Raw genomic sequence first — 18,632 nt, forward strand, 5'->3', positions numbered from 1 at the left:
AACTTGATCGGTTCATATTGGGTATATGAACCGAGCATTGACGGCCATGCCCTGGGTTCCAGGGTATGGCCTGAAACGCGTGAACGGTCAGATAAAACCCATTATTCGGACTGCCAGGGATTGATTACCTCGATCCCGGAGAACTCAAAATCCCGAACATTTCGAGTCGCGATCGAAGTGCCATGGGCTCGGCAAATAGCGGCAATCTGCGCGTCGGCCATCGACACCGCCCTCCCCCTTGCTTCGCAGTTCGCCACGAGCGTCGCGTACTCAACGGCGGCATGAGCGTCAAACGGAAATATTCGCCCGACGAAGTCTTCTTCGAACATCGCCATCGCATGGGCTTCAAGTTTTTGTTTGCGCTTACCGGATGGGAGTCGAGCAATGCCATGGAGAATTTCTGCCACGGTCACCGCAGTAATCGCAAGATCCATCGCGGGTAGCATGTCGACCCAAGCCAACACTCTAACATCGGGCTCAGACCGCATAAACTCTGACAGAACATTGGTATCGAGCACGATCATTCGGAAAGATCCACCGCCTTCGCCTTCTCCTGTCGCGAAGGCAAATCGAGCTCAACCCCACCGCTTGCGCTGAACCTGTTACGAATCCGGCTGCCAAGCCCTCCTGCTTGATTAACAGAGGCCAATGCCTTCCCCAAGATCAACCGGGCCTCTTCTTCCATCGAATGCCCATTATGGGCAGCGGCTATCCGCAGTTGTTCTTTGATCTGGTCGTCAAGGTTTCGAATCGTGATGCTGGCCATGATGCCCCCTGCAATCAATGAAATCATTGATTGAGGCTAACACACCTTGCGTTAGCAGGATCCAGGGAGATGCCCAACGGCTCACACGTTAATCGCATTGGTAAACACCAACCGATTCCCGAACGGATCACTGATCGCCATGTCCTGGCTACCCCAGGGCATGGCCTGGATCTGTGGGTGGGCGTAACGGTATTGCTTGGCGAGCAATTGCTGCTGGAAGGCTTCCAGCTCATCGGTCTCGATCCTCAACGCCGAGCCCGGCGTGCAATCGCCATGGTGCTCGGACAGGTGCAGCACGCAGTCGCCGCGGGAGACTTGCAGGTACAGCGGAAAATCGTCACCGAAGCGATGTTGCCAGTCGACGGTAAAGCCCAGAAAGTCGACGTAGAACGCCAACGCCTTGGCTTCATCGAAGATCCGCAGGATCGGGGTGGTTTTACCGAAGCTCATGGGTTGCTCCCTGGCTGAAAAGACCCAGTGTAGATGGGTTGACTCCAATGCTTCGGCTTTAAACCTGGCTTCTTTAGTGTCGCAGTGCCATTATTGTGACGCCAATTAATCCAATATCAGCCGCAAACGCGCCATCAAACGCTATTCGATGGCCTGAATCCCTGGCGCAGATCGCCCTCGCGCGCCAGGAACCGCCCTTCCCGGCGCCCGTTTGCCTGCCCTTCGCGATAGCTCAAGACACCATTGACCCACACGCCATCAATCCCTTCGGCAGCCCGTTGAGGTTCGTTGAAATCGGCCACGTCGCGGATGGTGTGTGGATTGAACAACACCAGGTCCGCCCAATGGCCTTCACGGATTTCCCCCCGCTGCTTGAGGCCAAAGCGCGCTGCCGACAGGCCGGTCATTTTGTATACGGCGGTGTGCAACGGAAAAAGCCCGACGTCACGACTGAAATGTCCCAGTACCCGTGGGAAAGCGCCCCACAAGCGTGGATGGGGAAACGGGTCTTCGGGCAAACCGTCGGAGCCGACCATGGACAACGGATGGGCGAGGATCCGTCGTACGTCGCCCTCATCCATACCGTAGTACACCGCGCCAGCCGGTTGCAGGCGTTGCGCCGCGTCCAACAGCGACACCTCCCATTCGCGGGCGATGTCGGTCAGGTCACGTCCGCCCATTGACGGGTGCGGTGTCGACCAGGTGATGGTGATGCGATGGGCATCGGTCACCTGCTTGAGATCCAGGGTCGAGGAGCTGGCCGCATAGGGATAGCAATCACAGCCGACCGGATGGGTCTGCGCCGCGCGCTCCAACGCCGCGAGCACCTGCGGACTACGCCCCCAATTACCGGCGCCTGCACATTTGAGGTGGGAAATGATCACCGGACTTTGCGCGTGTCGACCGATCTGGAACGCCTCGTCCATGGCCTCGAGCACCGGTTCGAATTCGCTGCGCAGGTGAGTGGTGTAGACGGCGCCGAATGCGCTCAACTCTTCGGTCAGTTGCATGACTTCGTCGGTGGAGGCTGAAAACGCGTTGGCGTAGGCCAGGCCGGTGGACAAACCCAGCGCACCGGCCTCCAGGCTTTCGCGCAATTGCCGGCGCATGGCAGCGATTTCTCCCACCGAGGCGGTGCGTAACAAATCGTCCATGTGATTGCTGCGCAACGCCGTGTGCCCGACCAGTGCGGCCACGTTGACCGAAGGCTGAGCCGCTTCTACCGCCCCGCGATAATCGGCAAAACGTGGGTAGACGAACGCCTGGGCCGTGCCGAGCAGGTTCATCGGGTCCGGCGGATCGCCCCGCAGGCTCACCGGCGCAGCGCTGATGCCGCAGTTGCCGACGATCACGGTGGTCACACCCTGGCTGAGCTTGGGCAGCATCTGCGGTTGGCGAATGACCACCGTGTCGTCGTGGGTGTGCACATCGATGAAGCCTGGCGCCAGCACACGGCCGGCGGCGTCGATGTCTTCCACGGCCCGGGCATCGCCTAGCTCGCCGATGCGTTCGATGCGACCCGCGCGAATGGCAACGTCGGCGTGGTAGCCGGGGGTGTCGCGGCCATCGATGACCAGCGCATTGCGGATAAGCGTGTCGTACAGCATGTCAGTCTCCCAGCGGCAAGTGATCGTCGCCGCCGCGGTAATCGTCCAGGGCGAGTTTGACCCGCCGCAGGCGCTCTTGATTGTCTTCGGGATGGGCCAGCGCCAGCTCGGTGGCGAGTACATCGATGGCCAACAGCATGCCGTAGCGTGCCGCCGTGGGTTTGTAGATGAACGAGGTTTCGGCGCCTTGCAGGGGCAGCACGCAGTCGGCCAGTTGGGCCAGTGGCGAGTCGGCACGAGTGATAGCCAGGATCGCCGCACCGTAGCTGCGGGCCAATTCAACGGCGCTCAACAGCTCCGGCGTGATACCGGTGAGTGAACAGGCGATGACCAGATGCTGGTCGCTCAGCGAAGTGGCGGTGATGCGCATCATCACCGGGTCGCGGCAGGCGGCGATCGGGTAGCCGAAGCGCACCAGCCGCACTTGCAACTCCTCGCCGCACAGCGCTGACCAGCCACCGAGGCCGAACGCATGGATCATTCGGGCCTTGCCGATCATCCGCACGGCATCGCCGAACCGCGACTCTTCGAACGCCGACAGATGCTGGCGCAGGGTCGCCTCGATATCGCCGACGATCTGTCCATAAAACGCCGATTGCTCCGGCGCGCCGGCCGGGTCGAGGAAACGGCTGCCGACACCGCTGGCCTGGGCCAGTTGCAGGCGCAAGTCCCGCAGGTCGCGACAGCCGACGGTACGGGCGAAGCGCGACAGCGTGGCACTGCTGACTTCCGCCCGCTGGGCCAGTTCATCGAGGCTGGCGGAGGCGGCAAAGCCGACGTCTTCGAGCATCAGCCGAGCGATTCTTCCTTCGCCGGCGCTGAAGGAATCCTGGCGGGAGCGGATCTGGTAGAGGATGTCCATGACGACTCCTGTTGGGGTGCGTTGCGCTCAAAGCAAGCGCGAAAGCCCGAGGGTCAAGGCGAACGCGACCACGGAAATCAGCGTTTCGAGCACGGTCCAGGTCTTGAAGGTTTGCGTGACGGTCATATTGAAGTATTCCTTGATCAGCCAGAAGCCGCCGTCGTTAACGTGGGAAAAGATAACCGACCCGGCGCCGGTCGCTAGCACCAGCAGTTCGGGGTGGGGATAACTCAGGCCAATCGCCACGGGCGCGACGATGCCCGAGGCTGTGGTCATCGCCACCGTGGCCGACCCCGTGGCAACACGCATCAGTGCGGCGAACAGCCAGCCCATGACCAGCGGCGACAGCTGGAATTCCTGGGCCAGGCCGACAATCTGTTGCGTGACCCCGGCATCCACCAAGATCCGGTTCAAACCGCCACCGGCGCCTACCAGCAAGGTGATGCTGGCAGTCGGTGCCAGGCATTCGTTGGTGAACTTGAGGATCGACTCGCGATTGAAACCCTGGGCCAGGCCGAGAGTCCAGAAGCTGAGGATGGTCGCCAGCAGCAAGGCAATCACCGAGTTGCCGATGAACAACAGGAACTGGTTGAAACCGCTGCCCGGCGTGGAGATCAGGTTGGCCCAGCCGCCGATCAGCATCAGGATCACCGGCAGCAGAATGGTCCCCAGGGTCACGCCGAAACCCGGCAGGTTGGCGCGCGGTTCACGGTCGAGGAATTGTCGCTCCAGCGGGTTCTCGGCCGGTAGCTGGATGCGTGGCACGATGAATTTAGCGTACAGCGGGCCGGCGATGATCGCGGTGGGAATGCCAATCAGGATCGCGTACAGCAAGGTCTGCCCCACCGAGGCCTGGAACGCCTGCACCGCCAGCATCGCCGCCGGGTGCGGCGGCACCAGCGCATGGACCACCGAAAGCCCGGCGACCATCGGCAGCCCCACCATCAGGATCGACACCCCCACACGCCGGGCGATGGTGAAGGCAATGGGCACCAACAGCACGAAGCCGACTTCGAAGAACAATGGCAAGCCCACCAGGAAGGCAATGCACACCATCGCCCAGTGGGCGTTACGCTCGCCGAAGCGTTCGATCAGTGTCTGGGCCATTCGCTCCGCCCCGCCGGACTCGGCCATCATCTTGCCGAGCATCGTGCCCAAGGCCACCACCAGCGCAATGTGGCCCAGCGTCTTGCCGACACCCGCCTCGTACGCCCCGACCACGCCCGAGGGCGGCATCCCGGCCAGCAGCGCCAGGCCAATGGAGACCAGGGTAATCACGATGAATGGATTGAGCCGATAACGGGCGATCAGAACGATCAGCGCGATGATGGCGATGGCCGCGTAGACCAATAGCCAATAACCGAAAGCAGGTGCCATGCGTTACTCCTCGGATGGGGTCACGTCGATGTGTTGTGAAACTCATAAATCATTTCGACGAAGAATCTTCAAACCCACTGAAAGTAATTTTCGCGCACAGGTAACACTTGTCGCTGACGGACATCGCGAAGCAGCGGCTATGAAAATTCACCCCTGGACTTTCATCCCGCAATTGACCTCCTGTGGCGAGGGGATTTATCCCCTCGCCACAATGGCTGGCCGCGCAGCCCTCAATTCCGTACCATCGCCCCCTGTTTTTTTTGCACCACTCCCCGGCAGTCGACGCTCCACCGGCGCCCAGTCAGGTAAATCATGAAATCAGCACGTCTTCGCGCCGACACCCTCGCCGGCCTCACCACCTCTTTCGCCTTGCTCCCGGAGTGCATCGCCTTCGCCCTGGTGGCCCACCTCAATCCGCTGATGGGGCTGTACGGCGCGTTCATCCTCTGCACGCTGACCGCATTGTTCGGCGGTCGGCCCGGGATGGTGTCAGGCGCGGCGGGGTCGATGGCCGTGGTGATCGTCGCGCTGGTGGTGCAGCACGGTGTGCAGTACCTGTTGGCGACCGTGCTGCTGGGCGGACTGATCATGATGGCGTTCGGGTTGTTGCGACTGGGCAAGCTGGTGCGCATGGTGCCGCACCCAGTGATGCTCGGCTTCGTCAACGGCCTGGCGATCGTCATTGCCCTGGCCCAGTTGGAACACTTCAAGAATGGCGAGGCCTGGCTGAGCGGCCCGCCGCTGTACCTGATGGCCGGCCTGGTGGCATTGACCATGGCCATCGTCTACCTGCTGCCGCGCCTGACCCGCAGCGTGCCGCCGGCCTTGGTGGCCATCCTCGGTGTGGGCCTGGCGGTCGAGCTGCTCGGCCTGCCGACCCGAACGCTGGGCGACATGGCCCACATCGCCGGCGGCTTGCCGACCTTTGCCCTGCCGGACATTTCCTGGAACCTGGAGACCTTGCAGATCATCGCACCCTACGCGGTGATCATGGCGATGGTCGGTCTGCTGGAAACCTTGCTGACCCTGAACCTGACCGATGAAATCACCGAGAGCCGCGGTTATCCGGACCGTGAATGCGTGGCATTGGGCGCGGCCAACATGGCTTCCGGGCTGCTGGGCGGCATGGGTGGTTGCGCCATGATCGGCCAGACGATGATCAACCTCAGCTCGGGCGGACGCGGACGGTTATCGGGCGTCGTGGCCGGGGTGATGGTGTTGCTGTTCGTGTTGTTCCTGTCGCCGCTGATCGAGCGCATCCCGCTGGCGGCGCTGGTGGGCGTGATGTTCGTGGTGTCCCAGCAGACCTTCGCCTGGGCATCGTTGCGGGTGGTCAACAAAGTGCCGGCCAACGATGTGCTGGTCATCATCGCGGTGACGGTGATCACGGTGTTTACCGACCTGGCTGTCGCCGTGCTCTGCGGGATCATCATCGCGGCGCTCAACTTCGCCTGGCAACAGGCCCGCGAGCTGTACGCCGACACCCACCAAGAAGCCGACGGCAGCAAGCTCTATCGCCTGCACGGCACGCTGTTCTTCGCCTCGTCGACGCCGTTTCTCAACCAGTTCGACCCGGCCAACGACCCGGCCCTGGTGACCCTCGACTGCCGTCACTTGCGCTTCGTCGACTACTCGGCCGTCGCCGCGCTCAAGACCCTGCGTGAACGCTACAGCAAGGCCGGCAAGCACCTGCGGGTGTTTCACCTGTCCGAGCGTTGCAAACAAATGCTCAAGCGCGCGGGTGTGCAGCACGACTGAAGCAACACCAAACAAAAACCTGTGGGAGCGAGCTTGCTCGCGATAGCGGTGGGTCAGCCAACTTCACTACTGACTGACCCGGCGCCATCGCGAGCAAGCTCGCTCCCACAGGTCCTATGTTTTTACTGATGGATATCCTCAGCTTGGAGGGTACTCACACCATCTCATCAAGAATCCACTCCACCACCGACGTCCGCTTCGGCGTCCACCCCAGCAACTCACGGGCGTTCTTGCCTCGCACACGGCTGTTGGAACCCAGGCCATAGTTGGCCATTTCGTAACCCCATTCGGCCTCGGCTTCGGCCAGTGGCCAATCTTGCGGCTTGCCCAGTTTCAGCGCACCGGCCATGGCGGTGGTCATGTCGATGAACGAGGCCTCGCCGCTTTCGACGAAATAGAACGTGCCGGGTACGTTGCGGGTCAGGGCCACTTTGTACAGCTCGACCACGTCTTCGATGTGCACGTTGGACCAGATGTTCTGCCCCGGCCCCACATGCCGCACCACGCCACTCTTGCGCGCCTGCTTGAGCAGACGTGGCAGCTGCACACTGTCACGCTTGACCCCCAGGCTGTGACCGTAGATCAAGGTGTTGCAGATCACCGCCGAGTTCACGCCTTGCCGGGCGGCATCCAGGACCAGATTGTCGATGGCGACACGGGCCGCTTTGTCGGCAGTGGGTGGCGGCAGATGGCCTTCCTGGTAAATGACATCGCTGTGACGACCACCGGAAGCATCGCCGACGATGCTCGAACCGCTGGTGTGCAACAGCACCTTGTTCGAGCCTTTGAGGCCTTCGATCAAGGCTTCGACCGCACCACGATGATCGCTGCTGGCGGCGTTGATCACGGCGTCGGCGGCACGGGCCTGTTCGGTGAGCAACGCGCTGTCTTCGAGGGTGCCAATGACCGGCTCGATGCCCAGCACAGTGAGTTCGCTCGCCTGTTCGGCGCTGCGCACCAGACCGCGAACTTGATGCCCGGCGCGTGCCAGGCCGGTGGCAATGGAACCGCCGATAAAACCGGCAGCGCCGGTGATGAATACGTTCATGAATAACTCCTTGGCAACATCAGTGATGGGACGAGTATCGAGGACGGGTCCTTGCCGAAACAGTCCACATTGCCCAAATCACTCTTGCCTTGAAGTCACGAATCAGCCTTTGAAATCCCGCGAGGCGTAGTCGGCGAGCTTGCCCTGGATGAAGTCCAGGAAGCACTGGATCCGCAGGGCCAGTTGCGAGTTGCGGTAGTACACCGCATTGATTGGCTGGCGGTATCCGCTGTTGGCATCGGCCAGCAGCACCTTCAGTCGGCCGGTGTGGATGTCTTCGCGGGTCATGAAATCCGACAGGCAGGCAATGCCCTGCCCTTGCAGCGCCAAGTGACGCACGGTCTCGCCGCTGGACGCGCTGATGGCGGGCTGGATCGGCCAGCGGTCGCCATGTTGGTGGCGCAGCGGCCACTGGTTGAGGCCGTCGTTCTGGGCAAACCCCAGCAGCGCATGCTCCGCCAGCTCGGCGACGCTTGCGGGTGTACCGTGCCGCTTCAAATAGGCCGGGCTGGCCAGGATGTGCAACGGGCTGCAACCCAGGGAACGGGCGTGAAGCGTCGAGTCGCTGAGGGTGCCGATGCGGATGGCGATGTCGGTGCTTTGCTCCAGCAAGTCGATGATCAGGTCGTTGCTGTTGAGTTCGAGCTGGATGTCTGGGTAAAGCCGGCGAAATTCTTCGATGTGCGGGACGATGGCGTGCAGCATGAACGGCGAGGCCGCGTTGATCCGCAAGCGTCCTGCGGGATTCTTCTGGCGGGACGACAGGCGCTCCTCCAGCTCATCCATCTGGTCGAGAATGCCTTTGGCCTGTTCGAAGAAATACTTGCCCTCCTCGGTCAGGTCCATGCGCCGCGTGGTGCGGTTGATCAGCGTGGTGTCGAGCTTGGCCTCCAGCCGCGACAATGTGCGACTGACCGCCGACGGCGTCTGCCCGACCTGCTCGGCAGCGGCGGAGATCGATCCGCACTCGATCACGCAGACGAAAATCTGCAACTCGTCGGATCTGGCTTTCACGTATCCCCTCCTGATTGACTGCTCTTGTGGCGAGGGGATTTATCCCCACCCCCAAGTGGGAGCAAAGCTTGCTCGCGATGAAAACGCTGCGGTCTTTCGGGAACCGAGGCGTCTGTTTCGCGAGCAAGCTTTGCTCCCACAGCACAGGTTTACCACCCGCCACAGGATAGTATCGGGATGTGAGGTAAAAGACAGGTCACGCCTTCAGGCCGAACACCTCGATCAAATGCCGCTCATACCGCGCCACATCCTCTTCAATGTTCGGGCGCTTCATCACGTCCACGCACAGGAAGGTCGGCAAACCGGTCATGCCGAGGAACTGATTGGCCTTGTGGAACGGGAAGTACACCGCGTCCACGCCCTTGGCTTCGAAGAAGTCGGTCGGGTCGTCAAAGGCTTGCTGCGGGGCGTTCCAGGTCAGGGACAACATGTATTGCTTGCCCTGGATCAGGCCGCCGCTGCCGTACTTCTGCGAGGCATCGGAACGGGTCCGACCGTCGCTGGCATAGAGGCTGCCGTGGCCTTCGGTGAAGACTTCGTCGATGTATTTCTTCACGGTCCACGGCGCGCCCATCCACCAACCGGGCATCTGGTAAATGATCACATCGGCCCAGAGGAACTTGGCAACTTCCTCCTTGAGGTCGTAGCCGCCGTCGATGAAGGTGGTTTTCACGTCAAAACCGCCACGGTCCAGCACGCTGAGCGCCGTGTCGTGGAGGGTGGCGTTGTAGCGGCCGTCGGAGTGGGCGAATTGTTTGCCGCCGTTGAGCAACAGGACTTTTTTCATGGGGAGCCTCATCGGGTTCCACAGCGTGGGCCGTTGGCTGACCGCAGCATGGAAGGTTGAAAATGATGGCGGCAGAGTACCGATGAGCCTCGCGTGGAATAAGCACCGTAACGGCAAAATTGTTTTGACCAAAACGCACGAATCGACGCTCAATTATTGCCGTAAGCTCCGACACCTCTTTTATTTCAGGAGCCATCTCGATGAGCGAACTGCACGGTTTCATCCTGCACGCCAAGACCCGCCCGGAAAAAGCCGAGGCCTTCGAAGCGCTGTTCCGCGCCTACGTCGAGCCAAGCCGCGCCGAGCCCGGCTGCATCGAATATCACATGCTGCGGGACCAGCAGGATCCAACGCTGTTTATCTTTTATGAGATCTGGGCCTCCCAGGCGCACCTGGACGTGCACTCGAATCTGCCGCATATGCGGCAATTCTTCGAGCAACGCATGGACTATCTGGAGCGCGACTTCGACATCCGCCGCGTCGATATGCTCAGCCCGTCCTCGGCTAACCGCTGATCAGCAAATGGCCGCCAAGCACGCCGAGGCCGATGAAAAATACCCGTTTGAACAACACGGCGCTGATCCGCTGGCGCAACCATTGCCCCAGCCACATCCCCAGCAGCGCCGGTGCCAGCGCCAGTAACGAAGCGCTCAATTCGCCCCCACCCAGCTCGCCGCGCCATAACAGGCCGGCGGCCAGGGCCAGGGTAGAAACGGTGAATGACAGGCCCAGGGCCTGCACCAGTTCATCCTTGCTCAAACCCAGCGCTTGCAGATAGGGCACCGCCGGAATGACGAACACACCGGTGGCGGACGTGATGAGGCCGGTCAACAGCCCACAAAGCGGAGCGATCCACGGCTCGGCATCGGGACCGACCCGCAACGTTGGCAGCAACAGCCCGCTCAGCGCATACAGCAACAACGCCCCGCCCAAGGCCCGCACCACCCAAGCCCCGCCCGTCATGCCGAGCCACAGCGTACCGAGCCCGGTGCCAATGAAAATCGCCAACAGCAACGGCCACAGGCGTCGGATCAGCGCTTGAAGATGGCCGCCGAACGCCAATTGCCAGAGATTGGTCAGGGTTGCCGGGATGATGAGCAGCGCCGCAGCCTGCGCCGGCGCCATAGCCAGCCCGAGCAAGCCCATGGAGATGGTCGGCAGGCCGAGGCCGATCACGCCCTTGATGGTACCGGCCAGCAAGAAGGTGCCGATGACCAATAGGGACAGGACCAGGCCGAGGTTTTGATAGAAAGCGATGAGTGTGTTCATGGGGGTATCGTGCGCCCCGGGGCTTGGCTTGAAAATCTGCCATATACTGAGGATGCCTCTCTTGTAGCAAGAGGCTAATAATTTTGTTGGTTCTACCGCCGCCTTCGCGAGCAAGCCCGCTCCCACATTTGAAATGCAATCCCCCTGTGGGAGCGGGCTTGCTCGCGAAGGCGCCAGATCAGCCATCACAGAACCCGGCACAGGATCACATCGCCCATGCACTTCGACCTCACCGACCTGCGCCTCTACCTGAACATCCTCGACACAGGCAACATCACCGCCGGCGCAGCCCGCAGCCATTTGTCCCTGGCCGCGGCCAGTGCGCGGGTCCGGGCCATGGAAGCCTCCCTGGGCATCGACCTGCTTGAACGCGGCCGGCGCGGCGTATCACCCACGCCGCCTGGCAGGGCCCTGGCCGAGCACGCCCGGACCCTGTTGCAACAGGCCGAACGCCTGCAACAGGACCTGGCCGAATACGCCAAAGGCGTCAAAGGCCGGGTGCGATTGTTGTGCAACACCAGCGCCATGACCGAATACCTGCCCGAACTGCTGGCCGGCTTCCTCAAGGCCCATCCCAACCTCGACATCGACCTGCAGGAATTGCCCAGCTCACGGATCACCCATGCGCTGCGCCAGGGCGCGGCGGACCTGGGGATCGTTTCCGACGCGGTGGACACCAATGGCCTTCAGGCCTGGCCGTTTCGCGACGATCCGCTGGTATTGATCCTACCGACCGGACATCCCCTGGCTGACGGTCGAACCGTGCGTTTCAGCGAGACCCTCAGCCACGACTACGTCGGTCTGAACGCTTCCAGCGCCCTGGCGATTCATCTGGAAGAACAGGCCCTGCACATCGGCTCACGCATGCAAATCCGCATTCGCGCCGATGGCTTCGACGGCATGATTCGCATGGTCGCCCATGGCGCAGGCATCGCCATCGTGCCGAAGGCGGCCATCGACCGACGCCCGCCCGAGACTTCGTATCACTGCGTCCCGCTGCAAGAGGCCTGGGCCCACCGGGCCTTGCTGCTGTGCGCCCGCACCTTCGACGGTTTGCCGGCCTACGCCACGGCCCTGGCTCGGCATCTGGCCGATTGATGCGCGCTTCTGGATAGCCCGATGTCGACCACAGGCATCTACCCGCCCATGCCACGGGTTAGGGTGCCTGTTCTCTTCCGCCCCTTTCGGAGTTCACATGACCGCACCCATCACCGTCCTGCGCGACACCCATCCGCTGCCCGTACTCGACGCCTGCAAATGGGAAAAACTCGAAGGCGACCCGCACACCGTCAACCTCAACGCCTACACCAGCGAAGACGGCAGCAAGATCATGGGCACCTGGATCTGCACACCCGGCAAATGGTATGTGGAATACGTGAAGTGGGAGTACTGCCATTTCCAGGAAGGCTACTGCATCATCACCCCAGAGGGCATGGAACCGATCCATCTGCGCGCCGGTGATATCTTCGTCATCGAGCCAGGCATGAAAGGCACGTGGGAAGTGGTCGAGACCGTGCGCAAATATTTCGTCTTTGCCTGAAACAAAAAACCGAGAGACCACCCGACATGGTCTCTCGGAAAACAACCTGGATTGCACAACCTCTGTAGCGAGGAAGTCATCTGTGGGAGCAAGGCTTGCCCGCGATGCAGGCACCTCGTTCCCTCAGAGACAGCATCGCCTGTAATCGCGGGCAAGCCTTGCTCCCACAATTCCCCTCGCCATAAAAGCTCGTCGATATCGTCGCTCTTACTGCGGCTTGCGATAGCTGTTAACAATTGCCGAAAAGTCCTTGCCGCCCTCGCCCCGCTGGCTCATCGCCTGGTACAACTGCTGCGCCACCGCCCCCAGCACCACCGGCTGATGGGCTTGCCGCGCGGCTTCGGTCGCCAGGCCCAGGTCCTTGAGCATCAGGTCGGCGCCAAAGCCACCCGTGTAGCCACGGGACGCCGGCGCCGTTTCGATCACCCCCGGCCACGGGTTGTAGGTGTCCGAACTCCAGCAACGGCCCGTCGAACTGTTGATGATCCCGGCCAGCACCTGGGTGTCGATCCCCAAGGCATCGCCCAGCGCCATGGCCTCGCTGACGCCCACCATGGAAATCCCCAGCAGCAGGTTGTTGCAGATCTTGGCGATCTGCCCGGTGCCGACCTCCCCGCAATGCACGATGTTACGGCCCATTTGCGCCAACACCGGTTGCAAGGTGGCGAACAGCTCGGGCGTGGCGCCGACCATGAAGGTCAACGTGCCCGCCGCCGCGCCGCCGGTGCCACCCGAAACGGGCGCATCGGCCATCGCCACCCCTTGTTTCGCAGCGGCAGCCGCCACGTCGCGAGCGGTTTGTGGATCGATGGTGCTGCAATCCACAGCCGGCGTACCGGCGGCGATGCCGGCCAGCACACCGTCTTCACCCAGCCAGACGCTACGCACATGGGCGGCGGCCGGCAGCATGGTGATCACCAGCGCAGCGCCCTGGGCCGCGTCGCGAGGCGAAGCACTGATTGTGCCGCCCAATGCCGCCAGCTCGGCCAGCACCGTCTGGTTCAAGTCGAACAGGTTCAGCGAATGGCCGGCCTTGAGCAGGTTGCGCGCCATGGGGGCGCCCATGTTGCCCAGGCCGATAAATGCGATGTTCATGTCCGGCTCCTTAACGCAAATTGATGGTGGTGTTCACACCGTCATTGACGCTGTCATCATCGAACCAGCGCGCGGTCACGGTCTTGGTCTGAGTGTAGAACTGCACCACTTGTTTGCCGTACGGACCGAGGTCGCCGAGTTTCGAACCGCGGGAACCGGTGAAGCTGAAGAACGGCACCGGCACCGGGATCGGGATATTGATGCCCACCTGGCCAACGTCGATTTCGCTCTGGAATTTGCGCGCCGCCGCACCGCTCTGGGTGAACAGGCCGGTGCCGTTACCGAATGGGTTGGCGTTGACCAGGGCAATCGCTTGATCCAGGGTGTCGACCTCCAGCACCACTAGCACCGGGCCGAAGATTTCTTCGGTGTAGATGCGCATGTCGGTGGTCACGCCGGAAAACAGGGTCGGGCCGACGAAGTTACCCTGCTCGAAGCCTGGCACGCTGATGTCTCGGCCATCGAGTTCCAGCTTCGCCCCTGCCTTCACGCCACTCTCGATCAATTCGAGGATGCGTGCCTTGGCCCGCTTGGAAATCACCGGGCCGACGTCCGTGCCCGGCTCGCTGCCGGCGTTGACCTTGAGCTTCTGCGCCAAGGCCTTGAGCTCTGGCAACCATTGTTTGGCCGCGCCCACCATCACCACCACGGAGGTGGCCATGCAACGCTGGCCCGCCGCGCCGAAACCGGCACCGACCAAGGCGTTGAGGGTCTGCTCACGATTGGCATCGGGCAGCACCACCGCGTGGTTCTTGGCGCCCATCATCGACTGCACGCGCTTCCCATGGCGACCCGCCAGGTCATACACATGGGTACCGACCGCCGTCGAGCCGACGAAGGAGACCGCCTTGATGTCCTGGTGGGTGCAGAGCGCATCCACCACATCCTTGCCGCCGTGCACCACGTTGAGCACACCCGCCGGTACGCCAGCCTCGATCGCCAGCTCCACCAACAGCATGGTCGACAGCGGATCCTGTTCCGACGGTTTGAGCACAAAGGTGTTGCCGCAGGCGATGGCCATCGGGAACATCCACAGCGGAATCATCGCTGGGAAGTTGAACGGCGTAATGCCCGCGCACACCCCGATCGGCTGGCGCAGCGTGTAGGTGTCCACACCACCGGCGACGTTCTCGGCGAACTCGCCCATCTGCAGGGTGCCGATGGAACAGGCGTGCTCGACCACTTCCAGGCCGCGGAAAATATCGCCCTCGGCGTCAGCGATGGTCTTGCCCTGTTCGGCGCTAAGCACCGCGGCAATACGCTTGGAATGTTCGCGGATCAACGCCTGGAGCTTGAGCATGATGCGCATCCGCGCACCGATGGGCGTCAGTTTCCAAGTCTGGAAAGCACGCTGGGCAGCGGCGATGGCGGCATCGACTTCCGACGCCGTGGCGAACGGAACCTTCGCCAACACCTGCTGGGTGGCCGGGTTGACGATGTCGTGCCATTCGCTGGATTGGGATTCAACCCACTCGCCATCGATCAACAGTCTGACGGTTTGCAGGGCGGTGTCGCTGGGCGTAAGGGAAACGTTCATGCTGGCCTCCGGGATTGTTCTTATAGAGAGCGCTGGTTCAGCAAAGACCAAGGCGCATACGCACGCTTGGTGATGAGACGGTTTTTGGAGTATAGATGTGCAAACTTCTAATAAGAATGCACATAAAAGCCGGTCCATCATGCAAAAAAACATCACCTCCCTGGGGTCGCTGAATTGGGACGACCTCAAGTTTTTCCTCGAAGTGGCCCGCACCCGCAAGGCCAGCACGGCCGCCAAGCGCCTGGCCGTCGACTACACCACGGTGTCGCGACGCATCAGCTCGCTGGAAACTTCGCTGGGCACGCTGCTGTTCGAGAAATCCCGGACCAACGGCTTTGTCCTGACGGCCGAAGGCCAACGCCTGCTGGGTTACGCCGAATCGATCGAAAGCACCCTGCACATGGCCTGCGAACAGGTTTCAGGCTCTGGCGTCGCGCTGTCCGGCCACGTGCGCATGGGCTGCACCGAAGGCTTCGGCAGCTTCTTCATCACCCCGCAACTGAGCCACTTCGTCGACACCTACCCGGCCATTTCGGTGGACATCCTGCCGCTGCCGCACTTCATCAGCCTGTCCAAGCGCGAGGCCGATATCGTCATCGCCCTCGAACGCCCCGAGCATGGCCCGTATGTGTGCTGCAAATTGTGCGACTACCGGCTGCAGCTCTACGCCACCCAGCCCTACCTGGACAATCATCCACCGATCCAGCGCCCGGCCGACCTGGGCAAGCACTCGTTCATCAGCTACGTGGATGACCTGGCGTTCAGCTCCGAATTGCTCTACCTGGCCAACGTCCTGCCGGGCGCCAATGCTCATCTGCGCAGCACCAGCGTGATCGCGCAATTCGTGGCAGCGCAGCAAGGCCGCTCACTGGCGATCCTGCCCTGCTTCCTCGCCGCCCAGGACCCACGGTTGTTGCCGGTGCTGCCGGAGGACATCACCGTGACCCGGCAGTTTTGGATGTACTGCCGGGAGGACTTGAGGAAACTGAAGCGGATTACGTTGTTGTGGGATTACATCCGCGAGGTGACTGAGCAGAACCAGCCATTGCTGATGGGCGAAAGCCGGGAGATGGTGTTCGCCGACTAGTCGGCGATGACCACGATGGCGACACGGCGGTTTTCGGTGCGGCCCTCGACCGTGTCGTTGGAGGCGACCGGCTTGCTGCTACCGAGACCGCGCGATTGGACGTTTTCTTCACGCATGCCTACGCCTATCAATACTTTGCTCACGCTAAGGGCACGACGTATCGACAGTTGCTCGTTATAGGCTTGGGAACCCGATGCGTCGGTATGTCCGTCGATCCGCACCCGCTCGATTCCGGCCCCCAGCAGCGCCTTGCCAATTCGCTCGACGATCTCGGTGCTGGCTGGGTTAAGGCTTTCCACGTCGCTGCCGAACAGTACCTTGCCTGATAAACCAAAAGCCCAACCTTCGTCAGTCAATTTGAAGCCTTGCTCCTTGAGCACGGCAATTTGTGCAGGACTAAGCCCTTTTTGCGGCGCGGTCTGGCAACCGGTAAGGGTCAGGGCAGCCATGAACAAAAACGCGATGAACCGTTGCAGTGAAGTTTGAGGATATAAACGCACAAGTCAGCTCCTGGTTTGAAGATCCGCGACGGAGTGATCCGACCCCGCCGTGTGTTGACCGCCTCGGGCGAGGCGTTTGGCTTGGTACATTGCCGCATCGGCGGCGTGGAGCAGGGTGCCGGGTGTGGCGCCATGCTCCGGGTAGACGGCAATGCCGATACTGAGGGAGGTCAACACGGAGGCGTTGCCGGGCAATTGAATCGGCATTTCCATGCTGGCGATGATTTTTTCCGCGATCCGCTCGGCATCCTCGGCCTTGTGCAGGGGCGCCAGCAGCACGGCGAATTCGTCGCCCCCCAAGCGCGCGACCAAATCGTCCTCGCGCAACTGGGCCCGGACCCGGGTCGCCACGGCCGTCAGCACCGCGTCGCCGGCGGCATGGCCAAAGTTGTCATTGATACCCTTGAACCGGTCGCTGTCCAAGTACAACACGGCCACTTGCTCATTGAGCTTGCTGGCATTGCGCAAGGCGCGAATCAGCCGGCCTTCGAAAAACGCCCGGTTCGGCAAGCCGGTCAAGCTGTCGTGGCTGGCCTGGTGGGCCAGGGTTTCGTTTTCGCTTTGCAGGTGGGTCTGCCAGGACTCCAGTTCATCGAGCAGTGCGTTGAAGTCATTGGCCAAATTATCCAGTTCAGCAATGGCGGCCGGCGGCACGCGTCGGTCCAGGGCGCGTTCGCTGCGGGCCGCGTGGGCCACCTCGGCCAGGCTGCGCAGCGGTCCGGTGATCGCCCGCAACTGGCGCCGCGCCAGATAAAGCGCCACCCAGGCACTCACCGCCGTGCACAGAATGATCCCCGCCAGGCCGCTGAGCAAAAAGCGCAACAGGCTCCCGCCATGCCCCGCCAACACGATACGGCCGATGTTCTGCCCTTGATGAACGATCGGCAGGCTGATGGGCTTTTCCAGGAAGGCCTTGGCAATGTGCACTTCCAGCTCCGACAACAGGCCGGTTTGCGGTCGCTGCCAGCGCGCCAGCAGACGGCCATGTTCATTGAACACCTGAGCATCGGCGACCTCCTCGGTGGAGGCGATCAAGGCCAGGGCTTCGGTGGCCGCCGCCGAGTCATCGAAGACCACGGCGGCTTCCACGGTGTAGTTGATCGAGCGAGCGATCAGGTGCAGGTTGTGATCGGCGTAGACCCGCAACGCCAGCAGGCCAAGCAAGGTCAGGGAAACACTGGCCATGGTGATGGCCACCAACGCGACGATCAGATGACCACGACCGATGACCGAGCCCAGGGTGGGACGGACCCTTGGTTTGCTCTGCTTCATGGCGTCGCCGGCCTGCGACGGGAAAGCTGCAGCACACTGGGATGGATGCGCACACCACTGCGCGCCACCGAATCGAGGTTGACCTCGAAAGACACTTGTTCATCGCCGACCCGCAGGCAGAACAGGCTCCCCACGGTGCACTGGTCGCCACCTTCGCTGATGCTCAGCACCGGCTTGCCGATCAAGGATGCAAACAGACGGGTGTGCTCATCATTGGTCAGCCGGCCGACGTAGACCGCGTTGCAGTCAGTGGCGATACCAGGATGATCGGCCAACAGCCGCTGCACCGTCACCGACCGCCCCGTGGCCTGGATGGTACCCTTGACCAGATCGTCGGTGTATTGAGTCGGCCCGACGATGCACAGTTGCAGTTGGGTGGGCTCCACCGGCCAGCGGGCGTAGCTGAGAATGCCCAATACCACCTGGGTCACCGCTTCTGCCCGCTGCTCGGCCTGAGTCGTGGCGGCTAGCTCCTCGGCCACCGCGACAGGCGGCAGCAGACACAAAAGGCCGGCAAGCAGAACACGCCCCCAGCCCTTGCTGCGCACTGCCTCCCCTACAGGCACGTTCATGGATAGTCTCTTGTCCAGACGATAAGTGCCGGAACGATAGCACAGTGCCAAAAAGCCAGCGAGACAGCGTGTTACGTAGACTTTGGAGCCA

General features: G+C 61.9%; 20 protein-coding genes. 5 read left to right on the forward strand and 15 right to left on the reverse strand.

The features are described from left to right. Positions 1-101: 101 nt before the first annotated feature. The 6 genes from AB4N80_RS01385 to AB4N80_RS01410 all read right to left on the reverse strand — a co-directional run bounded on the left by AB4N80_RS01385 (position 102) and on the right by AB4N80_RS01410 (position 5,062). Entirely contained in the window at positions 102-524 is a 423-nt protein-coding gene (locus tag AB4N80_RS01385) for a type II toxin-antitoxin system VapC family toxin (protein ID WP_354337111.1), read from the reverse strand. Then, entirely contained in the window at positions 521-766 is a 246-nt protein-coding gene (locus AB4N80_RS01390) for a FitA-like ribbon-helix-helix domain-containing protein (RefSeq protein ID WP_305469608.1), read from the reverse strand. Before AB4N80_RS01390 ends, AB4N80_RS01385 begins: the two co-directional genes overlap by 4 nt. A gap of 81 nt (positions 767-847) precedes the next feature. Next, positions 848-1,216 (reverse strand): glyoxalase superfamily protein, encoded by a 369-nt coding sequence (locus tag AB4N80_RS01395; protein ID WP_003197565.1) that lies wholly within the window; start codon positions 1,214-1,216, stop codon positions 848-850. A 134-nt stretch (positions 1,217-1,350) separates the two neighbouring features. Continuing rightward, the gene (locus AB4N80_RS01400; RefSeq protein ID WP_305491651.1) at positions 1,351-2,823 is read right to left on the reverse strand and encodes an N-acyl-D-amino-acid deacylase family protein; all 1,473 of its coding nucleotides are present in this window, start codon (positions 2,821-2,823) and stop codon (positions 1,351-1,353) included. Between the two features lies 1 nt (position 2,824). Then, positions 2,825-3,685 (reverse strand): MurR/RpiR family transcriptional regulator, encoded by an 861-nt coding sequence (locus AB4N80_RS01405; RefSeq protein WP_122569079.1) that lies wholly within the window; start codon positions 3,683-3,685, stop codon positions 2,825-2,827. Positions 3,686-3,712: 27 nt separating this feature from the next. Further along, complete coding sequence (locus AB4N80_RS01410; protein ID WP_460080332.1) at positions 3,713-5,062, reverse strand: GntT/GntP/DsdX family permease; 1,350 nt, start codon at positions 5,060-5,062, stop codon at positions 3,713-3,715. Positions 5,063-5,374: 312 nt separating this feature from the next. Between AB4N80_RS01410 and AB4N80_RS01415 the strand changes: the two genes are divergently transcribed. Beyond that, the gene (locus tag AB4N80_RS01415) at positions 5,375-6,820 is read left to right on the forward strand and encodes a SulP family inorganic anion transporter (RefSeq protein ID WP_122569078.1); all 1,446 of its coding nucleotides are present in this window, start codon (positions 5,375-5,377) and stop codon (positions 6,818-6,820) included. A 154-nt stretch (positions 6,821-6,974) separates the two neighbouring features. On the opposite strand, the gene AB4N80_RS01420 is transcribed toward AB4N80_RS01415, so the two are convergent. The 3 genes from AB4N80_RS01420 to AB4N80_RS01430 all read right to left on the reverse strand — a co-directional run bounded on the left by AB4N80_RS01420 (position 6,975) and on the right by AB4N80_RS01430 (position 9,669). Beyond that, entirely contained in the window at positions 6,975-7,868 is an 894-nt protein-coding gene (locus AB4N80_RS01420) for an NAD-dependent epimerase/dehydratase family protein (protein WP_122564856.1), read from the reverse strand. Between the two features lie 102 nt (positions 7,869-7,970). Beyond that, on the reverse strand, positions 7,971-8,882 hold the full coding sequence (locus AB4N80_RS01425; RefSeq protein ID WP_122564857.1) for a LysR family transcriptional regulator: 912 nt from the start codon (positions 8,880-8,882) through the stop codon (positions 7,971-7,973). Positions 8,883-9,078: 196 nt separating this feature from the next. Then, positions 9,079-9,669, reverse strand: a complete 591-nt coding sequence (locus AB4N80_RS01430) for an NADPH:quinone oxidoreductase MdaB (RefSeq protein WP_122564858.1) — start codon at positions 9,667-9,669, stop codon at positions 9,079-9,081. 200 nt (positions 9,670-9,869) lie between these two features. Between AB4N80_RS01430 and AB4N80_RS01435 the strand changes: the two genes are divergently transcribed. After that, positions 9,870-10,184 (forward strand): putative quinol monooxygenase, encoded by a 315-nt coding sequence (locus tag AB4N80_RS01435; protein ID WP_122564859.1) that lies wholly within the window; start codon positions 9,870-9,872, stop codon positions 10,182-10,184. Here AB4N80_RS01435 and AB4N80_RS01440 read toward each other — a convergent pair. Then, entirely contained in the window at positions 10,174-10,938 is a 765-nt protein-coding gene (locus AB4N80_RS01440; RefSeq protein ID WP_460080338.1) for a sulfite exporter TauE/SafE family protein, read from the reverse strand. The two genes, AB4N80_RS01435 and AB4N80_RS01440, sit on opposite strands and share 11 nt — an antisense overlap. A 216-nt stretch (positions 10,939-11,154) precedes the next feature. Between AB4N80_RS01440 and AB4N80_RS01445 the strand changes: the two genes are divergently transcribed. Next, on the forward strand, positions 11,155-12,036 hold the full coding sequence (locus tag AB4N80_RS01445; RefSeq protein ID WP_122564861.1) for a LysR substrate-binding domain-containing protein: 882 nt from the start codon (positions 11,155-11,157) through the stop codon (positions 12,034-12,036). Positions 12,037-12,133: 97 nt separating this feature from the next. After that, positions 12,134-12,478 carry a cupin domain-containing protein gene (locus tag AB4N80_RS01450; protein ID WP_024781087.1) on the forward strand — a complete coding sequence of 115 codons (345 nt, stop codon included), beginning with the start codon at positions 12,134-12,136 and terminating at the stop codon, positions 12,476-12,478. A 207-nt stretch (positions 12,479-12,685) separates the two neighbouring features. Here the strand turns inward: AB4N80_RS01450 and mmsB are convergent, their stop codons facing one another. Next, positions 12,686-13,573 carry a 3-hydroxyisobutyrate dehydrogenase gene (gene mmsB, locus AB4N80_RS01455; RefSeq protein WP_122564862.1) on the reverse strand — a complete coding sequence of 296 codons (888 nt, stop codon included), beginning with the start codon at positions 13,571-13,573 and terminating at the stop codon, positions 12,686-12,688. Positions 13,574-13,583: 10 nt separating this feature from the next. Beyond that, entirely contained in the window at positions 13,584-15,110 is a 1,527-nt protein-coding gene (locus tag AB4N80_RS01460) for a CoA-acylating methylmalonate-semialdehyde dehydrogenase (RefSeq protein WP_354337103.1), read from the reverse strand. A 139-nt stretch (positions 15,111-15,249) separates the two neighbouring features. Between AB4N80_RS01460 and AB4N80_RS01465 the strand changes: the two genes are divergently transcribed. Further along, the gene (locus tag AB4N80_RS01465; RefSeq protein ID WP_305469600.1) at positions 15,250-16,197 is read left to right on the forward strand and encodes a LysR family transcriptional regulator; all 948 of its coding nucleotides are present in this window, start codon (positions 15,250-15,252) and stop codon (positions 16,195-16,197) included. Here AB4N80_RS01465 and AB4N80_RS01470 read toward each other — a convergent pair. From AB4N80_RS01470 to AB4N80_RS01480, 3 genes are read right to left on the reverse strand one after another with little or no spacing between them, the layout of a single operon-like run. After that, complete coding sequence (locus AB4N80_RS01470) at positions 16,194-16,646, reverse strand: OmpA family protein (protein WP_122564877.1); 453 nt, start codon at positions 16,644-16,646, stop codon at positions 16,194-16,196. The genes AB4N80_RS01465 and AB4N80_RS01470 overlap by 4 nt on opposite strands. A 54-nt stretch (positions 16,647-16,700) precedes the next feature. Continuing rightward, positions 16,701-17,969, reverse strand: a complete 1,269-nt coding sequence (locus tag AB4N80_RS01475) for a diguanylate cyclase domain-containing protein (RefSeq protein WP_305469598.1) — start codon at positions 17,967-17,969, stop codon at positions 16,701-16,703. Beyond that, complete coding sequence (locus AB4N80_RS01480; RefSeq protein WP_122564872.1) at positions 17,966-18,541, reverse strand: YfiR family protein; 576 nt, start codon at positions 18,539-18,541, stop codon at positions 17,966-17,968. The genes AB4N80_RS01475 and AB4N80_RS01480 overlap by 4 nt, the downstream gene beginning before the upstream one ends. Between the last annotated feature and the right edge of the window lie 91 nt (positions 18,542-18,632).

This window comes from Pseudomonas sp. H3_A02 (genome assembly GCF_054671965.1).

Bases quoted from the DNA above. Each gene is read 5' to 3' on its own strand.
- AB4N80_RS01420 (WP_122564856.1), bottom strand. From the start codon at position 7,868: ATGAACGTATTCATCACCGGCGCTGCCGGTTTTATCGGCGGTTCCATT.
- AB4N80_RS01410 (WP_460080332.1), bottom strand. From the start codon at position 5,062: ATGGCACCTGCTTTCGGTTATTGGCTATTGGTCTACGCGGCCATCGCC.
- AB4N80_RS01475 (WP_305469598.1), bottom strand. From the start codon at position 17,969: ATGAAGCAGAGCAAACCAAGGGTCCGTCCCACCCTGGGCTCGGTCATC.
- AB4N80_RS01385 (WP_354337111.1), bottom strand. From the start codon at position 524: ATGATCGTGCTCGATACCAATGTTCTGTCAGAGTTTATGCGGTCTGAG.
- AB4N80_RS01440 (WP_460080338.1), bottom strand. From the start codon at position 10,938: ATGAACACACTCATCGCTTTCTATCAAAACCTCGGCCTGGTCCTGTCC.
- AB4N80_RS01405 (WP_122569079.1), bottom strand. From the start codon at position 3,685: ATGGACATCCTCTACCAGATCCGCTCCCGCCAGGATTCCTTCAGCGCC.
- AB4N80_RS01415 (WP_122569078.1), top strand. From the start codon at position 5,375: ATGAAATCAGCACGTCTTCGCGCCGACACCCTCGCCGGCCTCACCACC.
- AB4N80_RS01430 (WP_122564858.1), bottom strand. From the start codon at position 9,669: ATGAAAAAAGTCCTGTTGCTCAACGGCGGCAAACAATTCGCCCACTCC.
- AB4N80_RS01465 (WP_305469600.1), top strand. From the start codon at position 15,250: ATGCAAAAAAACATCACCTCCCTGGGGTCGCTGAATTGGGACGACCTC.
- AB4N80_RS01395 (WP_003197565.1), bottom strand. From the start codon at position 1,216: ATGAGCTTCGGTAAAACCACCCCGATCCTGCGGATCTTCGATGAAGCC.
- AB4N80_RS01470 (WP_122564877.1), bottom strand. From the start codon at position 16,646: ATGGCTGCCCTGACCCTTACCGGTTGCCAGACCGCGCCGCAAAAAGGG.
- AB4N80_RS01390 (WP_305469608.1), bottom strand. From the start codon at position 766: ATGGCCAGCATCACGATTCGAAACCTTGACGACCAGATCAAAGAACAA.
- AB4N80_RS01435 (WP_122564859.1), top strand. From the start codon at position 9,870: ATGAGCGAACTGCACGGTTTCATCCTGCACGCCAAGACCCGCCCGGAA.
- AB4N80_RS01400 (WP_305491651.1), bottom strand. From the start codon at position 2,823: ATGCTGTACGACACGCTTATCCGCAATGCGCTGGTCATCGATGGCCGC.
- AB4N80_RS01445 (WP_122564861.1), top strand. From the start codon at position 11,155: ATGCACTTCGACCTCACCGACCTGCGCCTCTACCTGAACATCCTCGAC.
- AB4N80_RS01460 (WP_354337103.1), bottom strand. From the start codon at position 15,110: ATGAACGTTTCCCTTACGCCCAGCGACACCGCCCTGCAAACCGTCAGA.
- mmsB (WP_122564862.1), bottom strand. From the start codon at position 13,573: ATGAACATCGCATTTATCGGCCTGGGCAACATGGGCGCCCCCATGGCG.
- AB4N80_RS01450 (WP_024781087.1), top strand. From the start codon at position 12,134: ATGACCGCACCCATCACCGTCCTGCGCGACACCCATCCGCTGCCCGTA.
- AB4N80_RS01480 (WP_122564872.1), bottom strand. From the start codon at position 18,541: ATGAACGTGCCTGTAGGGGAGGCAGTGCGCAGCAAGGGCTGGGGGCGT.